Genomic DNA, 15,714 nt, shown 5'->3' with positions numbered 1-15,714 from the left:
CATGCACGAATCGAATCACATCTCGACTGATTTGGAAATCCCTCACATGGACACGGATCGGACGCCCAAATCGACTCAAGTCACTGCAACGACTCGCCTTTCAAGTCGTGCCAAGCAAAAACTTCAGATTAAGCCAATTCTGTCTCGTTGGCGCTGACGCCGGACGATGATTGAGACTGGTTTCAGAAGCGCCATCAGTTCCCCGCGCTTTCCATGCGCCGTCCCTTGATGGCCTTCTCCAGCCAGCCGACCTCCATCTCCGGAACTGAGGACAGCAGCAGGTCCGTGTAAGCGTCGAAGGGCGGCGTCAGCACCCTGCTCTTGGGGCCGTAGCGCACCACCTCGCCGCGATACATGACCGCGATGGAGTCGGCGATCGACTTCACCGTCGCGAGGTCATGCGTGATGAATAGATACGCGACCTTTTCGTGCTGCTGCAGATTGAGCAAAAGTTTCAGGATGCCGTGGGCGACCAACGGGTCGAGCGCCGAGGTCACCTCGTCGCAGATGATCAGCTTCGGCTTCGCGGCGAGCGACCGGGCGATGCAGACGCGCTGCTTCTGGCCGCCGGACAGCTCCGCCGGATAGCGGTCGACGAAACCCTTGCCCATCTCGATCTCGTCGAGCAGCTCGGCGACGCGCTTGTCGCGCTCGCGGCCCTTCATGCCGAAATAGAACTCCAGTGGCCGGCCGATGATGGTGCCCACCGTCTGGCGCGGGTTCATCGCCACGTCGGCCATCTGGTAGATCATCTGCAACTGACGCAAGTCTTCCTTCGGCCGGTCGGAATGCTTGTTGGCAAGCGTGCGGCCGTCGAACACGACGCTGCCCTGCTCGGGCGGCAACAGTCCGGTGATCGCGCGCGCCAAGGTCGACTTGCCGGAGCCGCTCTCGCCGACCACGGCCAGGGTCTGGCCCGGATAGATGTCGACCGAGACGTTCTTCAGCACCTTGATGTGGCCGCCGCCATAGGCGGCCGTCACGTTCTTCACCGACAGCATCGGTGTGGTGCCCGGCTGCTGTTCGCGATGCTCGATCTCGTGCACCGAAACCAGCGCATTGGTGTATTCCTGGCGCGGCTCCTTGATGATCTGACGGGTGCCGCCCCACTCGACCAGCCGGCCGTGGCGCAGCACCATGATCTCGTCGGACACCTGTGCCACGACGGCCAGATCGTGGGTGATGTACAAAGCCGCCACATGCGTGTCGCGGATGGCATCCTTGATCGCCGACAGCACGTCGATCTGGGTCGTCACGTCGAGTGCCGTGGTCGGCTCGTCGAAGACGATCAGGTCCGGCTCCGAGCACAGCGCCATCGCCGTCATCACACGCTGCAACTGGCCGCCGGAGACCTGGTGCGGGAAACGCTCGCCGATCGTTTCGGGGTTGGGCAGGCTGAGCTTCTTGAACAGCGCCACGGCCCGTTTCTCGGCTTCGGCCCTAGTCGCCGTGCCGTGCAGCAGGGCCGCCTCCACCACCTGGTCCATGAGCCGGTGCGCCGGATTGAAGGCGGCAGCGGCCGACTGCGCGACGTAGCAGACCTCGCGGCCGCGCAGCCTGCGGAAGCCCTGCTTGCCGCCTTTCAGGATGTCGCGGCCGTTGAGGATGACCTCGCCGCCGGTAATCCTCACGCCGCCGCGGCCATAGCCCATCGAAGACAGGCCGATCGTCGACTTGCCGGCGCCGGATTCGCCGATCAGGCCGAGCACCTTGCCCTTTTCCAGCGTCAGCGAGACGTCGTGGACGAGCGTGATCGTCCTCGGCGCTTCGCCCGGTGGATAGACCGTCGCTTCGATGCGCAGGTTACGGATATCGAGGAGAGGGGTGGACTTTGCCTTGCCGTCAGTCATCAGCCGCGTCCTCCCTTCAAGCTCGTCGTGCGGTTGAGCACCCAGTCGGCGACGAGATTGACCGAGATCGCCAATGCCGCGATCGCCGCGGCCGGGATCAGCGCCGCCGGAATGCCGAACACGATCCCGTCCTTGTTCTCCTTCACCATGCCGCCCCAGTCGGCGTCCGGCGGCTGCACGCCGAGGCCGAGGAAGGACAGCGTCGACAGGAAGAGCACGGCATAGATGAAGCGCAGCCCGAGCTCCGAGACCAGCGGCGACAGCGCGTTGGGCAGGATCTCGCGGAAGATTATCCAGCCGCTGCCTTCGCCGCGCAGCTTCGCGGCCTCGACATAGTCCATGACGTTGATGTCGACGGCGACCGCGCGCGACAGGCGGTAGACGCGCGTCGAATCGAGGATGCCCATCACCAGGATCAGCGTCACCAGGTTGGACGGCAGCACCGACAAAACGACCAGAGCCATGATCAGCGTCGGGATCGACATCAAGAGGTCGACGAGGCGCGAGAGCAGCGTGTCGAACCAGCCGCCAAACACCGCCGCGGAGAAGCCCAGAATGGCGCCGAGCGAAAAGGACAGCGCCGTCGCCAGCACCGCGATGAACAGCGTGATGCGGGCGCCGTAGATCATGCGGGACAAGAGATCTCGGCCGAGATTGTCGGTGCCCAGCCAATGCGCAGCCGACATCGGCTCCCAGACGTCGCCGACGATCTCGGCGTTGTCGTGCGGCGAAATCCACGGCGCGAACACGGCCATCAGCACAAACAGGGTCGTCAGCACGATGCCGACCAGCGCGGGGATGGGGATGCGTCTGATATCGAGCATATCCGCCGCCCCCTATTTCGGATGCCGCAGACGCGGATTGGCGACGATCGCCGCGATGTCCGCGATGATGTTGAGGCTGATGTAGACGGCCGCGAAGATCAGGCCGACCGCTTGCACCACGGGCACGTCGCGCTTGGTGACATGGTCGACAAGATACTGCCCCATGCCCGGATAGACGAAGATCACCTCGACCACGACGACGCCGACCACCAGATAGGCAAGGTTCAGCATCACGACGTTGATGATCGGCGCGATGGCGTTCGGGAAAGCGTGCTTGCGGATGACCGCGAAGGCGGAAAGGCCTTTGAGCTCCGCCGTCTCGACATAGGCCGACTGCATGACGTTGAGGATCGCCGCGCGCGTCATGCGCATCATATGGGCGAGCACCACCAGCGTCAGCGCCGCCGCCGGCAGCACGATCGCCTGCAGGCGTTCGCCCAAAGACATTCCGTCATAGACGGTCGAGATGGCGGGGAACCATTGATGCTGGACCGCAAAGTAGAAGACCAGCAGATAGCCGATGAAGAACTCCGGGAAGGAGGTCGAGGCTAGCGCCACGCCGGAGATCAGCTTGTCGACCCAGCCATTGCGGTAGCGCACCGCGATCAGACCCAGCGTGATCGCCAGCGGAATGGCCACGATCGCCGCCCAGAAGGCCAGGAACAGCGTGTTCCACAGCCGTCCCTTGATCGACGTCGCTATGTCCTGCCCGCTCGACATGGCGGTGCCGAGATCGCCGGTCAGCACGCCGCCCAGCCAGTGGAAGTAGCGGATATAGGCAGGCTGGTTGAGCCCGAGCTGCTCGCGCAGATTGGCGAGCGACTCCGGCGTCGCCGATTGTCCGAGGATGGCTTGCGCGACGTCGCCGGGCAGAATCTGCGTGCCGGCGAAGATCAGGACCGAAACGGCCAACAGAAGGAGGATGCCCAGCGCAATGCGCTGGGCCACCAGTTTCACGATGGGTGACATCAATGGGCTGGCTAGCGTCAGGCCTTCAGCCAGCATTCGGCTAGCGCGCGATAGTTCATCAGACCATTGCGCCTGCCAACATAGCCGCCGACCATGTCGGAAATGGCGTCGATCTCTTGGCCGAACATCGGCACGATCAAGCCGCCGTCGTCGCGAACGATGATAGCCATCTCGCGATAGAGATTTTTGCGCTTATCCTCGTCGAGCTCGGTGCGCGCCTCAATGACGAGCTTGTCGAACTTTTCATTGTGGAAGTGCGTGTCGTTCCAGGCCGCCGTCGATAGATAGGCGGTCGAGTACATCTGGTCCTGCGTCGCGCGCCCGTTCCAGTAAGAGGTGCAGAAGGGCTGCTTCCCCCAGACTTCCGACCAGTAACCGTCATCCGGCTGGCGCTTGACCTCTAGTGTGATGCCGGCCTTGGCACAGCTCTGCTGGAAGAGCTGGGAGGCGTCGACGGCGCCCGCGAAGGCGGCCTCACCGACCTGAAACTGAATGGGGCCGCTGTGGCCAGATTTCTTGTAGTGGAACGCTGCCTTGTCAGGATCGAAAGTGCGCTGCTCAATATCCTCAGGAAATAGCCGATACGAGGCATTAATCGGGAAGTCATTGCCGATCGAGCCGTAGCCCCTGAGAATCTTGTCGACCATCTCCTTCCGGTCAATAGCGAGCTTCAGCGCCATCCTCAGATCGTCGTTGTCGAAGGGGGGGGTGTCGCACAACATATTGAAACAATAGTAACTGGGACCCGACGCGACCTCGACCTTCAGATTGGGCGACCGCTTGATGAGATCGACGACTTTGGGCTGAACTTTGCCGACAATGTGCACTTGGCCGGCCTGCAGCGCGGCGACCCGGGCCGTGTCGTCGTTGATGGATAAGATCTCTACCTGGTCGGCGAAACCCATCTTGTCAGGCTGCCAGAAATTGGCGAAACGCTCGCCGCCGCAGCGGACGCCAGGCTCGAACGCGCTGACCTTGTAGGGGCCGGCGCTGATTCCGGAAGCCGGATTTTCCTTGCCCCCGTTCGGCTGAATGACGAGATGGAAATCGGTCATCAGATAAGGAAAGTCAGCATTTCCATCCCTCAGCGTCACGACAACCTCGCCGCCATTCGCCTTGATGGTTTCGATGTTCGTTAGCAAGCCCAACGCGCCGGATTTTGAATTGGCATCGGAATGACGCTCGAGCGTTGCCACCACGTCTTGCGCGGTCACGGTCTTGCCGTTGTGGAACTCGACCCCCTTGCGGATTTTCATGGTCCAGACCTTGGCGTCCTTGGACGAGCCGATTTCCTCAGCGAGACGATTCTCGAGTCCGAGGTCGGGCGCCAGCGCCACCAGATACTCGCCCCAGCAATAGCCGAAATTTCCCAGTATCGTGTTCGCGGTGATCGCCGGATCGAGGCTGTCGGTCGCAGCACCGCCTTTGAGACCGCCCTTGAGGATACCACCGCGGACCGGCCCCTGGGCGCGCGCAGCGCTGACTAGGAGCGAATTTGCGAACGTCACCGAGACGCCAAGCGCCATCGCACGACCGAGAAATTCACGTCGGCTCAGCCGGCCCGCAGCGACGCGGCGGCTGAGATAATCGAGTTCCTGTGACACTAGATGCTCCTCCTTCTATGTATTTCCCTCGGGCTAACGGCGGACAAAAAGCAGCGATACGGTCAAACACTGATTGTTGTCCTCTCCTATCTCGATCTAAGATTGCGCCGATCAATCACCTCCGCCTTTCCCTCGGCCAAGGGTCAATCTTGTACGTCGGTTCACATCATTCGCAATACGTCGTAGTGGCTGGCTGGCCAGAGACGACCGGCAGCGTAACCAAGTCTCCGGACCACACGTACAATGCCAATAGCGGCGCATCGAGTGTGCGCATTGCGTGTTCCTGGTGCGGAGAGTGGTATATTCTCGAACCGGGCTCGTTGATTTGCCAATCGTGACCGGCTCGCCACCATTGCGCAGCGCCGGAGATCACGAAATAGGCCTCGGCGGCCGGGTGGCTGTGAGACGGGTAGAATAGGCCGGGGCCCATCACGAGGAATCCCACCGAAGTGGCGCTGTTACCAATCAGACCACGTGGTCCGCAAATTTCGCAAAAGCCCGAATCTGCGCGATAGTCCTGCATCTCGGGACGGTCGCGGTAGTTCGGATTCTGCATCCAGTCCATTGCCGCCCACGATCCGCACAGTGCGCCTACCACATCGTTTTCCGACGCATCAAAGCCATCTTCGAAATAGCGGCAAACAGGCAGCGAATGTCCGCTTGCAAAACTTCGTCCGAATTGCTGCACGCTGAGCGCGTCGATGGCAGCCTGCAACATCGATGTCGGCGCCGCGCCAGTCATCATGTCCTTGGCTAGAACCTCTTGCATTGCGCGAGCGAGCGGGCGCAAGTCGTATTGGGCGCTCATGTAGCGGCACTCCTGCTGAAAGGGCAGTCAACGGTATTTTCGGAATTTAAATTCGTTTTTGGTGCTTTGCAACGGCTAAAGTGTCTTAGCGCGGTTTTCCGACGAGCGTGAGGACACGGCTTTGAGTTGTAGCCCAGAATGGTTCCTCGTTCATGATCTGGGCCACTGACCGGCTGTTCGGATAAGATCGTAGGTTCGTAAAAGTACCCTTGGACCAATGGTCGGCCACCGACCACCAGCTTTGCCCCCCGCTTGGGGCGCTGCCAGCCATCTTTCGATGTAGAGCAGAGCCCACTTCCATGCGACGTGTTTCCTGACCGCCTTCAAAAGGAGATCGTGCGGAAGGTTGTCAAAGGAAACATCGCCAGACTGCCCGTCACCAGGACCTTCCGCCCTCGGTGACGATCACACGCGAGGGCCATGCCTTTGAATGGCGGAGCCTGGCTGTATTTGGCCGGATCAAGCGCCGCGGCGAACCAGTGCTGCTGCTGGAATTGCCGGACGGCAGCCGGACCCACATAGGCGCGGGCAAACGCGCTGCGCCGGCTCGCCCGACGCCGTCATCGCCGGCATTCTCAACCGCCAGGGTCGTCGAACGGTCTATGGCCACCGATTCGACGCCAACCGCGTCGGCAATCTGCGCCGCTACTGGAAGATCCCCATCTGCAAGGCCAAGTCACCGGCCGCCGACGGCGACATTGTCACCTCCGTCAGGCTGCCATCGCGCTCGGCGTGGCGCCCTCGAGCCTCCACCGCCACATCAACGACGGCCTCATCCCGGGCGAACAGATCACGCCTGGCGCGCCATGGCGCATTCGCCTGACCACGGACCTCAAGGCCTGCTTCCTCGCCACGCCTGGCGACGGCTTTGAACCCATCCGCGACGCCATGGAGACCGTCGGCCTGTCGCGCCAAGGTCTGTTGCAGCGAGTGAAGCGCGGCGATCTGGAACCGTTCATGTCATCCGTGGACAGAGAAAAGGTCTATGGATCAAGACCATAGACAACATTCCCACCCTCTTCGAACAGGCCTCATGAACCAGGGGTATTATGATGGTTCCAACAGCCCTTTGATGTCGAATTCCAGAACCCGGTCACACTTCCAGCACAGCTGCCGCGTCACACCTACGGCATCCAGGGCCGATTTTCCCGGCCTGTAGCCATAGGCGGCATCGGCTACAAGCCCGTCGACCGTAACGACGCGCTTTTCGTTGATTAACGAACCCATCTCGGTCACTGGGTCCAGGCCGTTTCCAACTTTCATCAACTTCGCAGCGGCCGCAAAACGCTCGGCGAAGACTCCCGCCAGTTTGCCGCCACTGGATCGCTAGGTCGTTCTGAGACGCATTGGCGATGCGGCCAATGTCCAGATCGCTCGATGGATGGATAACCGCGATCCAGCGCGCGCGCCGCGCCACAGCCGAAAGCGATGTCGGTCACAAACTCGTCAATCGCTTAGTCATTGCGCTGCTTCGTCCGTACCGGGAAGTCGTACGTGCCTTCGGTGACAATGGACAACGCCCGCTTCCGCCAGCCGATCTATGCGGCTGTCGTCATAGCCGAGAACAGATCTTAGGACGGCGCGGGTATCTTCTCCTAGGAGGGGAGGGGCTTTCTGCTGACGGTCCTTTTGTGCAGCAAGGCCGTGTGCCGGACGAATTAGTCTGATTGTTCCGAGCTCACCATGTTGCAGGGATTGTATGATTCCCCTTTCGATGACGGTAGGAGAGGCCAATGCCTCGGAAACAGTGTGGACAGGGCCTGCCGGCACTGAGGCGCGGCGACAGGCAGCAAGCCATTTAGCGGCCGACTTCGTGCGGAGTATCTCTCTGATAGCAGGGAGAAGTTCATCCCTGTTCAAGGCACGGTGGTGCGCGGTCATGAAACGCGGATCGTTGGCGAGGTCCGGACGGCCAATAACCTGGTTACAAAAATCCTTGAACATTCTGTCGTTGCCCACCGCGAGCGCAAAAGCGCCATCGGAACATTCGAATAACTGGTATGGAACAACGCTCGGATGGGCATTTCCATAGCGGACGCCTTCCACCCCAGCGTTCAGGTAACCCGTTCCAACGTTGATCAACATATTTAATGTAGTCTCAATCAAGGCGACATCGATGAACTGCCCCTTGCCCGTTTCGTGGCGCTGATATAGCGCGGCTAGGACCGACTGCGTCGCGACCATGCCTGCGACAACATCGGTAAAGGCCACGCCTAGCCGATTGGGCGGACCGTCGGCCATGCCCGTGATAGACATCAGTCCGCTTTCCGCCTGCATGATGAAGTCGTAACCTGCCCGGTCGCTTTCCGGTCCGGTTTGGCCGTAGCCTGAGATCGAGCAGAAAATGAGCGCCGGATTTATCGCCTGAAGTGTCTCATAGCCGATCCCCAATCGCGTCATCGTTCCTGCGCGGAAATTTTCCACCACAACATCGGCCTTGGCAGCCAACTGCAAGACGATTTCGCGACCTTCCGGTGACTTCAGATCGACAGCGAGGCTCTGCTTGCCTCGATTGGCGCAGAGATAATATGTGCTGATGCCGTTATAGTTCGGGACTGACCAAGCGCGAGTATCATCGCCTGTAACGAGATTTTCAATCTTCCAGACTTCGGCCCCCAGATCGCCGAGCGACATTGTCAACCATGGTCCGGCCAGTACCCTTGTGAGGTCAAGAACTTTGATGCCGTCCAATGGTAGTTTTGTGCCATTCATCAGTTACTCCTTGGCGGCCAGCGTGAACCGCCATCATTGACCATCAGCCGAATTCATCACCAACTTCGCCAACCACACGGCACGCCGCGACACCCTGGTTATCCAATTGTAATTGCGGCACGCCCAGTCGGTCCTACCTAGCCAGCAAATGCTTGCGGCTCTTTTGAAGTCCACTACGATAGGGATCGCCGGGTTCTATCTGTACTAATGCCATTCACTCATCGGTTCGTCAACCGAGTGGAATTATATTCCAATTTGCATTTGATTGGATAACAGGTAGAATCACGCGAGTTCGTGGAGACGATCATGAGGAAGCGGTCGAGACCTGTGGCAGATCCCGAGGTCGTCGAGGAGGGCATCGGGGCAAGTTCGCTCTTGCGAGGCCTTGAGGTTTTGCGCGCCTTCAGAGCGACCGATTCAACGCTTGGCAACCAGGACCTCATAGAGCGTACAGGCCTTCCGAAGGCAACGATTTCGCGACTGACCTACGCTCTCGTTAGCTCAGGCTATCTTGTGTACAACGAATCGATGGGACGATACAGCGTTGGCCCTTCGACGATCTCACTTGGCTACTCGGCGCTGAGCTCAAGTCCGGTTGTCCGAATGGTCCAGCCGTTGTTGCAAACATTGGCGGACAAAACCGGGGTGGCAGCGGCTCTTGGCACACGCAGTGGGCTTGAGATGATCTACCTCGCAAATTGTCGAGCATTAGGACCGGTGACACTTCAATTGAATGTGGGTTCGCGCCTACCCATTTGGCGCACGGCTATGGGATTGGCATACATGGCGGAGATGCTCCCGGAAGCGCGTGACGATTTGGTAAGAAGATTGATCGCACATGATCCGCAAAGTGCGACGGCCATCCGAAAAATTGTCGAGGAAGCTCTCGAGAGCTATGAGATGCAAGGCTATGTCTGTTCTTTCGGAACTTGGTATAGCTATATCAACGCGGTTGGAACTGCCTTTCGACCCACCGACGGCTCGCAGCTTGTATCGCTGACCTGTGGGGGTATCTCCGATATCCTCTCGCGCGAGGATTGCCTGAACGGCGTAGGTGAGGCGTTGCTGGCGACGAGCAGACAGTTGCGGGAACAGTTGGAGAACCCTGTCCAGCGTCAGCGCTGATGAGAACATAGTGCTTGAGGGCCTGCGCGGCGAGGAGTCGATGGCAGCATTGTGCCGGCGCGAGGGTATATCGCCGAGAGCGTGTATTATATTGGTCGAAGGAGTTCCTGGAAGCAGTCAAGAAGAGGCTTGCCGGCGACACAGGACGTGTCACCACCAGCGAGGTGCAGGTGGCGCAGGGAGGCGCGATCTCAAGGCGGGCGTCGCCGAGCAGGCTCTGGAGCTTCGGATTTTCACAAAAAGCATGATCGCGGATGGGGATCGCAGACCGCGGAACCGAGTCTGGAACCGCATTCCAGAGGAACGCGCGATCAGATCGTTGAGCTGGCGCTGAACGAGCCCAAGCTGTCGCCCCGGGAACTAGCGGTCACCTTTTACCGACACCAAGGGCTACACCTGCCTGGCAGACCGGATTCCCCTATTTGAAGGTCATCGGCTGGGGATGGTTTTACCTGTCGACGATTCTCTTCTCGGGATACAACATGGACTGGAAGCTTGCACCACGATGACATTGCGGGCATCCGTCTGTGACAGCGCGAGATACGCCTTCAATCGAATCCGTCCCTAGCCGAGCAGTTAGCAATTCTTGCCGGATAATTGGTTTAGGAGCGAGCCCCTTTGCGCTTCCAATCAGCCGTTGCAACAAAACCGGCTTAGCTTCTGTTTTGCACAGCGAAATACAATTTTGCTGGATTGACATCAACCCCTTCCCTCGCTAGAGGACCAAGCCTTCTGAAGGGAAGAGGGAAGAAGGAATGGTCAGATTTCTAAAAGCAAAAAAGTGCTGTTCGCATTCTCTCCGCTCGCGGGCGGTCTATCGACCGCAGCGTCGGCCGAAAGCGCCGTCGTAGGTTCGTATAGTGGGGAACATTGGAATGTCTGACCCATCGCTCTCGGAAATGGAATTTTGGCCGCGCGGATGCGCAAAGGCGCGATATCGCGCCGTGAGTTTTTCGGCCGTGCCACCGCTCTTGCTGTTGTAGTCGGTGCGGGCGGCTCCGTTCTGCCATCGTTCGCGCAAGCGGCGGAGCCGAAAAAGGGCGGCTATGCCCGGTTTGGGAATGTCCGATGCATCGCAGCAAGACACGCTTGATCCCGGCACTTGGCCTGCACAGAGCCAGCAGTTGTTAGCCTGCCAGGATTGGAACGAGGAGGATTTATGAGAAGCAACTTCGCCTACGATACCGATCGGTTGGTTCAAGAGGACCAAACGCATATCCTGCATCCTTGGGGCGATCTCGGCGAGCCGGCGTCACGCAATCCAATGATTATCGCCGAGGCTGAAGGCGTTTACGTCTACAACAGCGACGGCCACCGGATGCTTGACGGCATCGGCGGCCTGTGGTGCGTGAACATCGGCTACGGCCGCGAGGAGATGGTGCAGGCTATCGCGGATCAGGTCAGGAAGCTCCCATACTGCTCCAACTTCGGCATCACGGCGACGCCGAAATCCATCGAATTTGGGACGCGGCTCGCCGGCTACACGCCGGGCGACCTCAAGCGCGTGCTGTTTACGACGGGTGGTTCGACTGCGGTCGACTCAGCGTTGCGCTTCGTGCAGTTTTATTTCAATTCCACCGGGCGTCCTAACAAGAAGCACATTATCACCCGGAATTACGCCTATCACGGGTCGACCTATCTTTCAGCATCAGTCTCTGGGAAGCCTGGCGATCGAGGTAATCTCGATTTCGTGACCGACACCGTCCATCACCTGCCGGTTCCGGATCCCTATCGGCGTCCGGAAGGCATGACGGAGGAAGAGTTCTGTGACCTGAAAGTTGCCGACCTCGAGAACAAGATTCTGGAGCTCGGCCCCGAAAATGTCGGGTGCTTCATCGCCGAGCCCCTGCTGGCATCGGGAGGCGTCATTGTCCCCCCTGCAGGCTACCAAAAGCGTACACGCGACGTTTGCTCCAAATACCACGTTCTCTACATAAGCGACGAGGTCGTCACCGGATTTGGTCGCCTAGGCGAGATTTTCGCGTCCGAGCCGGTGTTCGAGATCGTGCCGGACATAATCACATCGGCCAAGGGTCTTACATCCGGATACATCCCGCTCGGCGCGGTATTCATCTCGGAGCGTCTCTACGGCGAGGTCTCGGGTGAGGCAGCCAGGGGCAAACAATTCGCTAACGGCTTCACCTATTCCGGTCATCCGGTTGCATGCGCGGCCGGCCTCAAGAACCTGGACATCATTGAGAGTGAGAACATTCTGGGTCATGTTCGCGACCTCGGGAACTACTTCATCGAGAGCCTCTCGAAGCTGGAAGAGCTGCCCATTGTAGGAATTGTCCGCGGCAGCCATCTCGTCGCCTGCGTCGAGTGCGTTGCCGATAAGAAGACCAAGGAGCCAGTGCCGGCCTCATTCGACATCGGCAACCGGATCGGCGTCCATGCGCGCGCCCGTGGCCTCATGGTCCGTCCGATGGGACATCTAGCCGTGCTCTCCCCGCCGCTCATCGTCACGCGCGAGCAGATCGACACTATCGTCGAGATCATGGAGCAGGCGATCAACGCCGCAGTGGACGATCTAGTGCGAGAAGGTCTTTGGAATAAATAGGCGGCCGCTCCAACCGATCGGAGCGGAAGTCGAGGGGGCGGTGTTTCCGCCTCTCCAGATTGAACAACGGCAGCCGGAGAAAGCAATGTTGAGAGTAGACAAGGGGCTGGCTCATCTGGCCCAGGAGTACAAGTCGGACCCCCTGAACGTGTTTCCCCGTCCGGATGTGCAGGTGCTTCTCCGGCGGCTAATGGTAGCGGATGCACGCGGGCATACGGTCGTCGTTTGTCTGGAGCCTGGCAAGGCGTGGTCTCTCGGCCGGCATGGGGCCTGCCTCGGCGATGAACTTGAGCTCGAAGGCGAGATCTTCGACACGCTCGAAGCAGCCTTGTGGGCCTGCTTTCGCGTCCGCTGGCGCGCGCTCACCGGCGCCGAATGCCCCGTCGAGTAAGCCAAGCCGCAGCGCTCTCATCCCAATCTTCTCCCAGTCTTCACATCACGAGTTATCGCCATGAGCAAACTTCCCCTTCGTATCCTGGGCTACACAGATAAGGAAAGCGTCGCGCCTGGTGAGGACATCAACTTCTTCATCAGCTCTCCCGAGCGCGGGAAATTTCAGGCGCGTATCCTGCGCCTCATCTGCGGTGACGATGGGCCAGATGGGCCGGGCTTCAAGGCCGACCCCATCGAGACGAATGTCGACGGATCCTACGAAGCGCGTCATCAGCCTATCCATTGCGGCTCATACGCGATCGTCAACGATCCAGCCGCGTTCCAGGCCCCGGCCCTGACGCTGGACGCGATGGTGTGGCCAACACTTCCAGGCAATGGGAACGCCCAGGTCATCCTGGGGAACTTCGACGCCTCGGCTCAGGAGGGATACGCCCTTTATTTGGACGAAAACGGGCTGCTGTCCTTCCGGGCCGGGCCCAAGCCATCGATCCGAATTGCCCGGCCGATGCTAGCCCGCCATTGGTATCACGTGACAGCGAGCTTCGATGCCAGCACGGGAGCTGTGATGCTTCGCCAGCGGCGGCTGCTGGATTATGCCCTGTCGGACGCGATCGACAGCGCCGCCGGCAGCCTCGGCGAGGTGGCTGCGGCCAACGCCGCCGCCCGACCTTTCTTGATAGCCGGATGGAAAGAGGGCGATCGTGTCGTCGCTCATTTCAACGGCAAGATCGATAGCCCGCGCGTCTTCGCCGGCGCGCTCGGCCTGAACGCGCTGGCCGAGCTCGAGCCTCAGGCGAAGACCGGGCAGCCGCTCATTGCAGCGTGGGATTTCTCACGCGAGATGACTACCACGTGCGTGGTCGATGTTTCTGGCAACGATCGGCACGGCGAGCTCATCAATCTGCCCACCCGGGCAATGAAGGGCTGGAGCTGGGATGGCAGCGAGGGCAATTGGCAGCACAAACCCGGGCACTATGGTGCGATTCATTTCCATGACGACGATCTCTATGATTGCGCCTGGGACACCGATTTCACGCTCAAGGTTCCGGAAGGTCTAAAGAGCGGAGTCTATTTCGCCGAAATCGTGCAGAAGGCGCACGACCTTATCCTCACCGACAGGATCCCGTTTTACGTTCGTCCGCCGCGCGACCGCGCCACATCGGCCCTTGCGCTGTTGATCCCCACGGCCAGCTATCTTGCCTATTCGAACAGCCAGGCCGCGGCGCGGTGGGAGTTATCGACCGGAAATTTCACCGTGCTCAATCTGGTGGACAGGTATCTCACCGAAAATCCGGAGCTGGGACTTTCCGTTTACGACACGCATTCGGATGGAAGCGGGGTGTGTTATTCGTCCCGGCTGCGCCCTGTCCTCAATATGAGGCCGGGAGGGGTGCTTTGGCAGCTTAGCGCCGACACGCACATCACGGACTGGCTTGAGGCGAAGCGGATTCCATACGACGTCATTACCGACGAGGATCTGCATCACGAAGGAATCGACCTTCTACAAAAATATAAGTGCGTGATGACCGGGTCGCACCCCGAATACTATACGCTTGAAATGTTGGACGCGGTGCGCCAGTTCACCCAGCAGGGAGGCAGGCTCATCTATCTCGGCGCGAACGGCTTCTACTGGCGCGTGGCCTATCGCGCGTCGTTGCCCGGCGTTCTTGAGCATCGCCGCGCCGAAGACGGAATGCGCGCATGGATCTCTGAGCCCGGCGAATACCATATGAGCTTCACCGGCGAGTTGTCGGGACTGTGGCAGCGCAGCGGCCGTCCACCGCAGATGCTTGTGGGTACAGGCTTCACCGCCCAGGGCTTCAACATGGCAACCTACTACGAGAGAACGCCGGACAGTTTCCATCCTCGCGCCGAATTCATCTTCCAAGGCATTGGAGAGAATGAAAGGATCGGCGATTTCGGTCTCCTCGGCGGCGGCGCGGCGGGGTGGGAGATCGACCGCGCGGACCCTTTGCTTGGGACTGCTCCACACACCTTGGTCCTGGCCGTCGCCTCGGAATTTTCGCCGAGCTACCATTGGGTCAAGGAGGAGATGGGCCATACCCATTCCTCCATCAATGGCGACTCTTGTCCCCAAATCCGATGTGACATGACTTACTTCGAGACGCCGAACGGCGGGGCGGTGTTCTCAACCAGCTCAATCTCCTGGGCGGGGAGTTTGTCCCACAACAACTATGAAAACAATGTCAGCACCATCACGGAAAATGTGGTGCGGCGGTTCAGCAATCCGGTGCCCTTATAGTCTGCGGCGATTACAGCGATCGCCGGCTCCGTACGTCAACGTCTCGGCATCAAGGGAGCTGCCGCCAGTTTGAACGTGTCCCAGCGTGCGGTGGGCCAGGCTGAGGATGGTTCGGGGGGCTGCTGCAAGGTTTTGAAGACGGTGTTGAAGCTCGACAAGGTGATGCCGGCGACGATGAGAGCCAGCCACCCCAGGTTCGGCGCCGTAGCGGTCGGACAGCCGATGATGGCGAGCAGACGAACTGCAAGAGGGCCCTGGGGCGCGATGAAGACGCCGTTGATCCAGCCGGCATCGGCGGCGAACTCCTCGATCAGCGAAGGCCGCACCGTTGCCCATGGCGACGATGTCGAGAACAGCGGTGACGAAGATGAAGGCGATTGCCGCCCTGGCGCCGCGAACCTGTGATGGACATGATGGTGGCCTCGATGGACGAGCCTCATAAAAACAACCTGCGCGCGATCCAGCCGTGACGGGCTATATTATACAAGAGCGCGTGAAGCAGTGAACCAAGTCTTCCTGCTAAGGCAAAGCCGACCTACAAATGCAGTCGGATTCGAGACACGGACGTGCCGCGCGCCGTTCCACAAGACGGACAACATTGCAGCG

Annotated in this window: 13 protein-coding genes and 1 pseudogene; 7 read left to right on the top strand and 7 right to left on the bottom strand. The window is 59.9% G+C overall.

What is annotated here, in order from left to right:
* Positions 1-194: 194 nt before the first annotated feature.
* The 5 genes from RFM68_RS32455 to RFM68_RS32435 form a co-directional block, all read right to left on the bottom strand.
* Positions 195-1,850 (bottom strand): ABC transporter ATP-binding protein, encoded by a 1,656-nt coding sequence (locus RFM68_RS32455; protein WP_320237017.1) that lies wholly within the window; start codon positions 1,848-1,850, stop codon positions 195-197.
* On the bottom strand, positions 1,850-2,674 hold the full coding sequence (locus tag RFM68_RS32450; RefSeq protein ID WP_320237016.1) for an ABC transporter permease: 825 nt from the start codon (positions 2,672-2,674) through the stop codon (positions 1,850-1,852). The genes RFM68_RS32455 and RFM68_RS32450 overlap by 1 nt, the downstream gene beginning before the upstream one ends.
* Before the next feature lie 12 nt (positions 2,675-2,686).
* On the bottom strand, positions 2,687-3,646 hold the full coding sequence (locus tag RFM68_RS32445; protein WP_320237020.1) for an ABC transporter permease: 960 nt from the start codon (positions 3,644-3,646) through the stop codon (positions 2,687-2,689).
* A gap of 14 nt (positions 3,647-3,660) precedes the next feature.
* Positions 3,661-5,247 (bottom strand): ABC transporter substrate-binding protein, encoded by a 1,587-nt coding sequence (locus RFM68_RS32440; RefSeq protein WP_320237015.1) that lies wholly within the window; start codon positions 5,245-5,247, stop codon positions 3,661-3,663.
* Between the two features lie 166 nt (positions 5,248-5,413).
* A complete protein-coding gene (locus RFM68_RS32435; protein ID WP_320237014.1) occupies positions 5,414-6,055 on the bottom strand; it encodes a dimethylsulfonioproprionate lyase family protein in 642 nt (213 codons plus the stop codon).
* Between the two features lie 732 nt (positions 6,056-6,787).
* On the opposite strand from RFM68_RS32435, the gene RFM68_RS32430 reads away from it, so the two are divergent.
* On the top strand, positions 6,788-7,057 hold the full coding sequence (locus tag RFM68_RS32430) for a hypothetical protein (RefSeq protein ID WP_320237013.1): 270 nt from the start codon (positions 6,788-6,790) through the stop codon (positions 7,055-7,057).
* 45 nt (positions 7,058-7,102) lie between these two features.
* Here RFM68_RS32430 and RFM68_RS33770 read toward each other — a convergent pair whose 3' ends face one another.
* The gene (locus RFM68_RS33770; RefSeq protein ID WP_430695001.1) at positions 7,103-7,363 is read right to left on the bottom strand and encodes an aldehyde dehydrogenase family protein; all 261 of its coding nucleotides are present in this window, start codon (positions 7,361-7,363) and stop codon (positions 7,103-7,105) included.
* 150 nt (positions 7,364-7,513) lie between these two features.
* Positions 7,514-8,767 (bottom strand): CaiB/BaiF CoA transferase family protein, encoded by a 1,254-nt coding sequence (locus RFM68_RS32420; protein WP_320237012.1) that lies wholly within the window; start codon positions 8,765-8,767, stop codon positions 7,514-7,516.
* Positions 8,768-9,073: 306 nt separating this feature from the next.
* On the opposite strand from RFM68_RS32420, the gene RFM68_RS32415 reads away from it, so the two are divergent.
* From RFM68_RS32415 to RFM68_RS32390, 6 genes and pseudogenes are all read left to right on the top strand, one after another.
* The gene (locus RFM68_RS32415) at positions 9,074-9,892 is read left to right on the top strand and encodes an IclR family transcriptional regulator (protein ID WP_320237011.1); all 819 of its coding nucleotides are present in this window, start codon (positions 9,074-9,076) and stop codon (positions 9,890-9,892) included.
* 7 nt (positions 9,893-9,899) lie between these two features.
* A pseudogene (locus tag RFM68_RS33765) lies at positions 9,900-10,389 on the top strand (hypothetical protein); the annotation flags it as partial.
* Between the two features lie 662 nt (positions 10,390-11,051).
* Entirely contained in the window at positions 11,052-12,452 is a 1,401-nt protein-coding gene (locus RFM68_RS32405) for an aminotransferase (RefSeq protein WP_320237010.1), read from the top strand.
* Positions 12,453-12,537: 85 nt separating this feature from the next.
* Positions 12,538-12,843 (top strand): N,N-dimethylformamidase alpha subunit family protein, encoded by a 306-nt coding sequence (locus tag RFM68_RS32400; RefSeq protein WP_320237009.1) that lies wholly within the window; start codon positions 12,538-12,540, stop codon positions 12,841-12,843.
* A 60-nt stretch (positions 12,844-12,903) separates the two neighbouring features.
* Positions 12,904-15,108, top strand: a complete 2,205-nt coding sequence (locus RFM68_RS32395; protein ID WP_320237008.1) for a N,N-dimethylformamidase beta subunit family domain-containing protein — start codon at positions 12,904-12,906, stop codon at positions 15,106-15,108.
* Positions 15,109-15,177: 69 nt separating this feature from the next.
* Positions 15,178-15,513, top strand: coding sequence for a hypothetical protein (locus tag RFM68_RS32390; protein WP_320237007.1), 336 nt, complete (start codon positions 15,178-15,180; stop codon positions 15,511-15,513).
* Positions 15,514-15,714: the final 201 nt, after the last annotated feature.

Source organism: Mesorhizobium montanum (genome assembly GCF_033977145.1).
GTDB lineage: Bacteria > Pseudomonadota > Alphaproteobacteria > Rhizobiales > Rhizobiaceae > Mesorhizobium > Mesorhizobium montanum.
This window is presented reverse-complemented; position numbering and strand designations above follow the sequence as displayed.

Bases quoted from the DNA above. Each gene is read 5' to 3' on its own strand.
- RFM68_RS32455 (WP_320237017.1), bottom strand. From the start codon at position 1,850: ATGACTGACGGCAAGGCAAAGTCCACCCCTCTCCTCGATATCCGTAAC.
- RFM68_RS32450 (WP_320237016.1), bottom strand. From the start codon at position 2,674: ATGCTCGATATCAGACGCATCCCCATCCCCGCGCTGGTCGGCATCGTG.
- RFM68_RS32435 (WP_320237014.1), bottom strand. From the start codon at position 6,055: ATGAGCGCCCAATACGACTTGCGCCCGCTCGCTCGCGCAATGCAAGAG.
- RFM68_RS32420 (WP_320237012.1), bottom strand. From the start codon at position 8,767: ATGAATGGCACAAAACTACCATTGGACGGCATCAAAGTTCTTGACCTC.
- RFM68_RS32415 (WP_320237011.1), top strand. From the start codon at position 9,074: ATGAGGAAGCGGTCGAGACCTGTGGCAGATCCCGAGGTCGTCGAGGAG.
- RFM68_RS32405 (WP_320237010.1), top strand. From the start codon at position 11,052: ATGAGAAGCAACTTCGCCTACGATACCGATCGGTTGGTTCAAGAGGAC.
- RFM68_RS32400 (WP_320237009.1), top strand. From the start codon at position 12,538: ATGTTGAGAGTAGACAAGGGGCTGGCTCATCTGGCCCAGGAGTACAAG.
- RFM68_RS32395 (WP_320237008.1), top strand. From the start codon at position 12,904: ATGAGCAAACTTCCCCTTCGTATCCTGGGCTACACAGATAAGGAAAGC.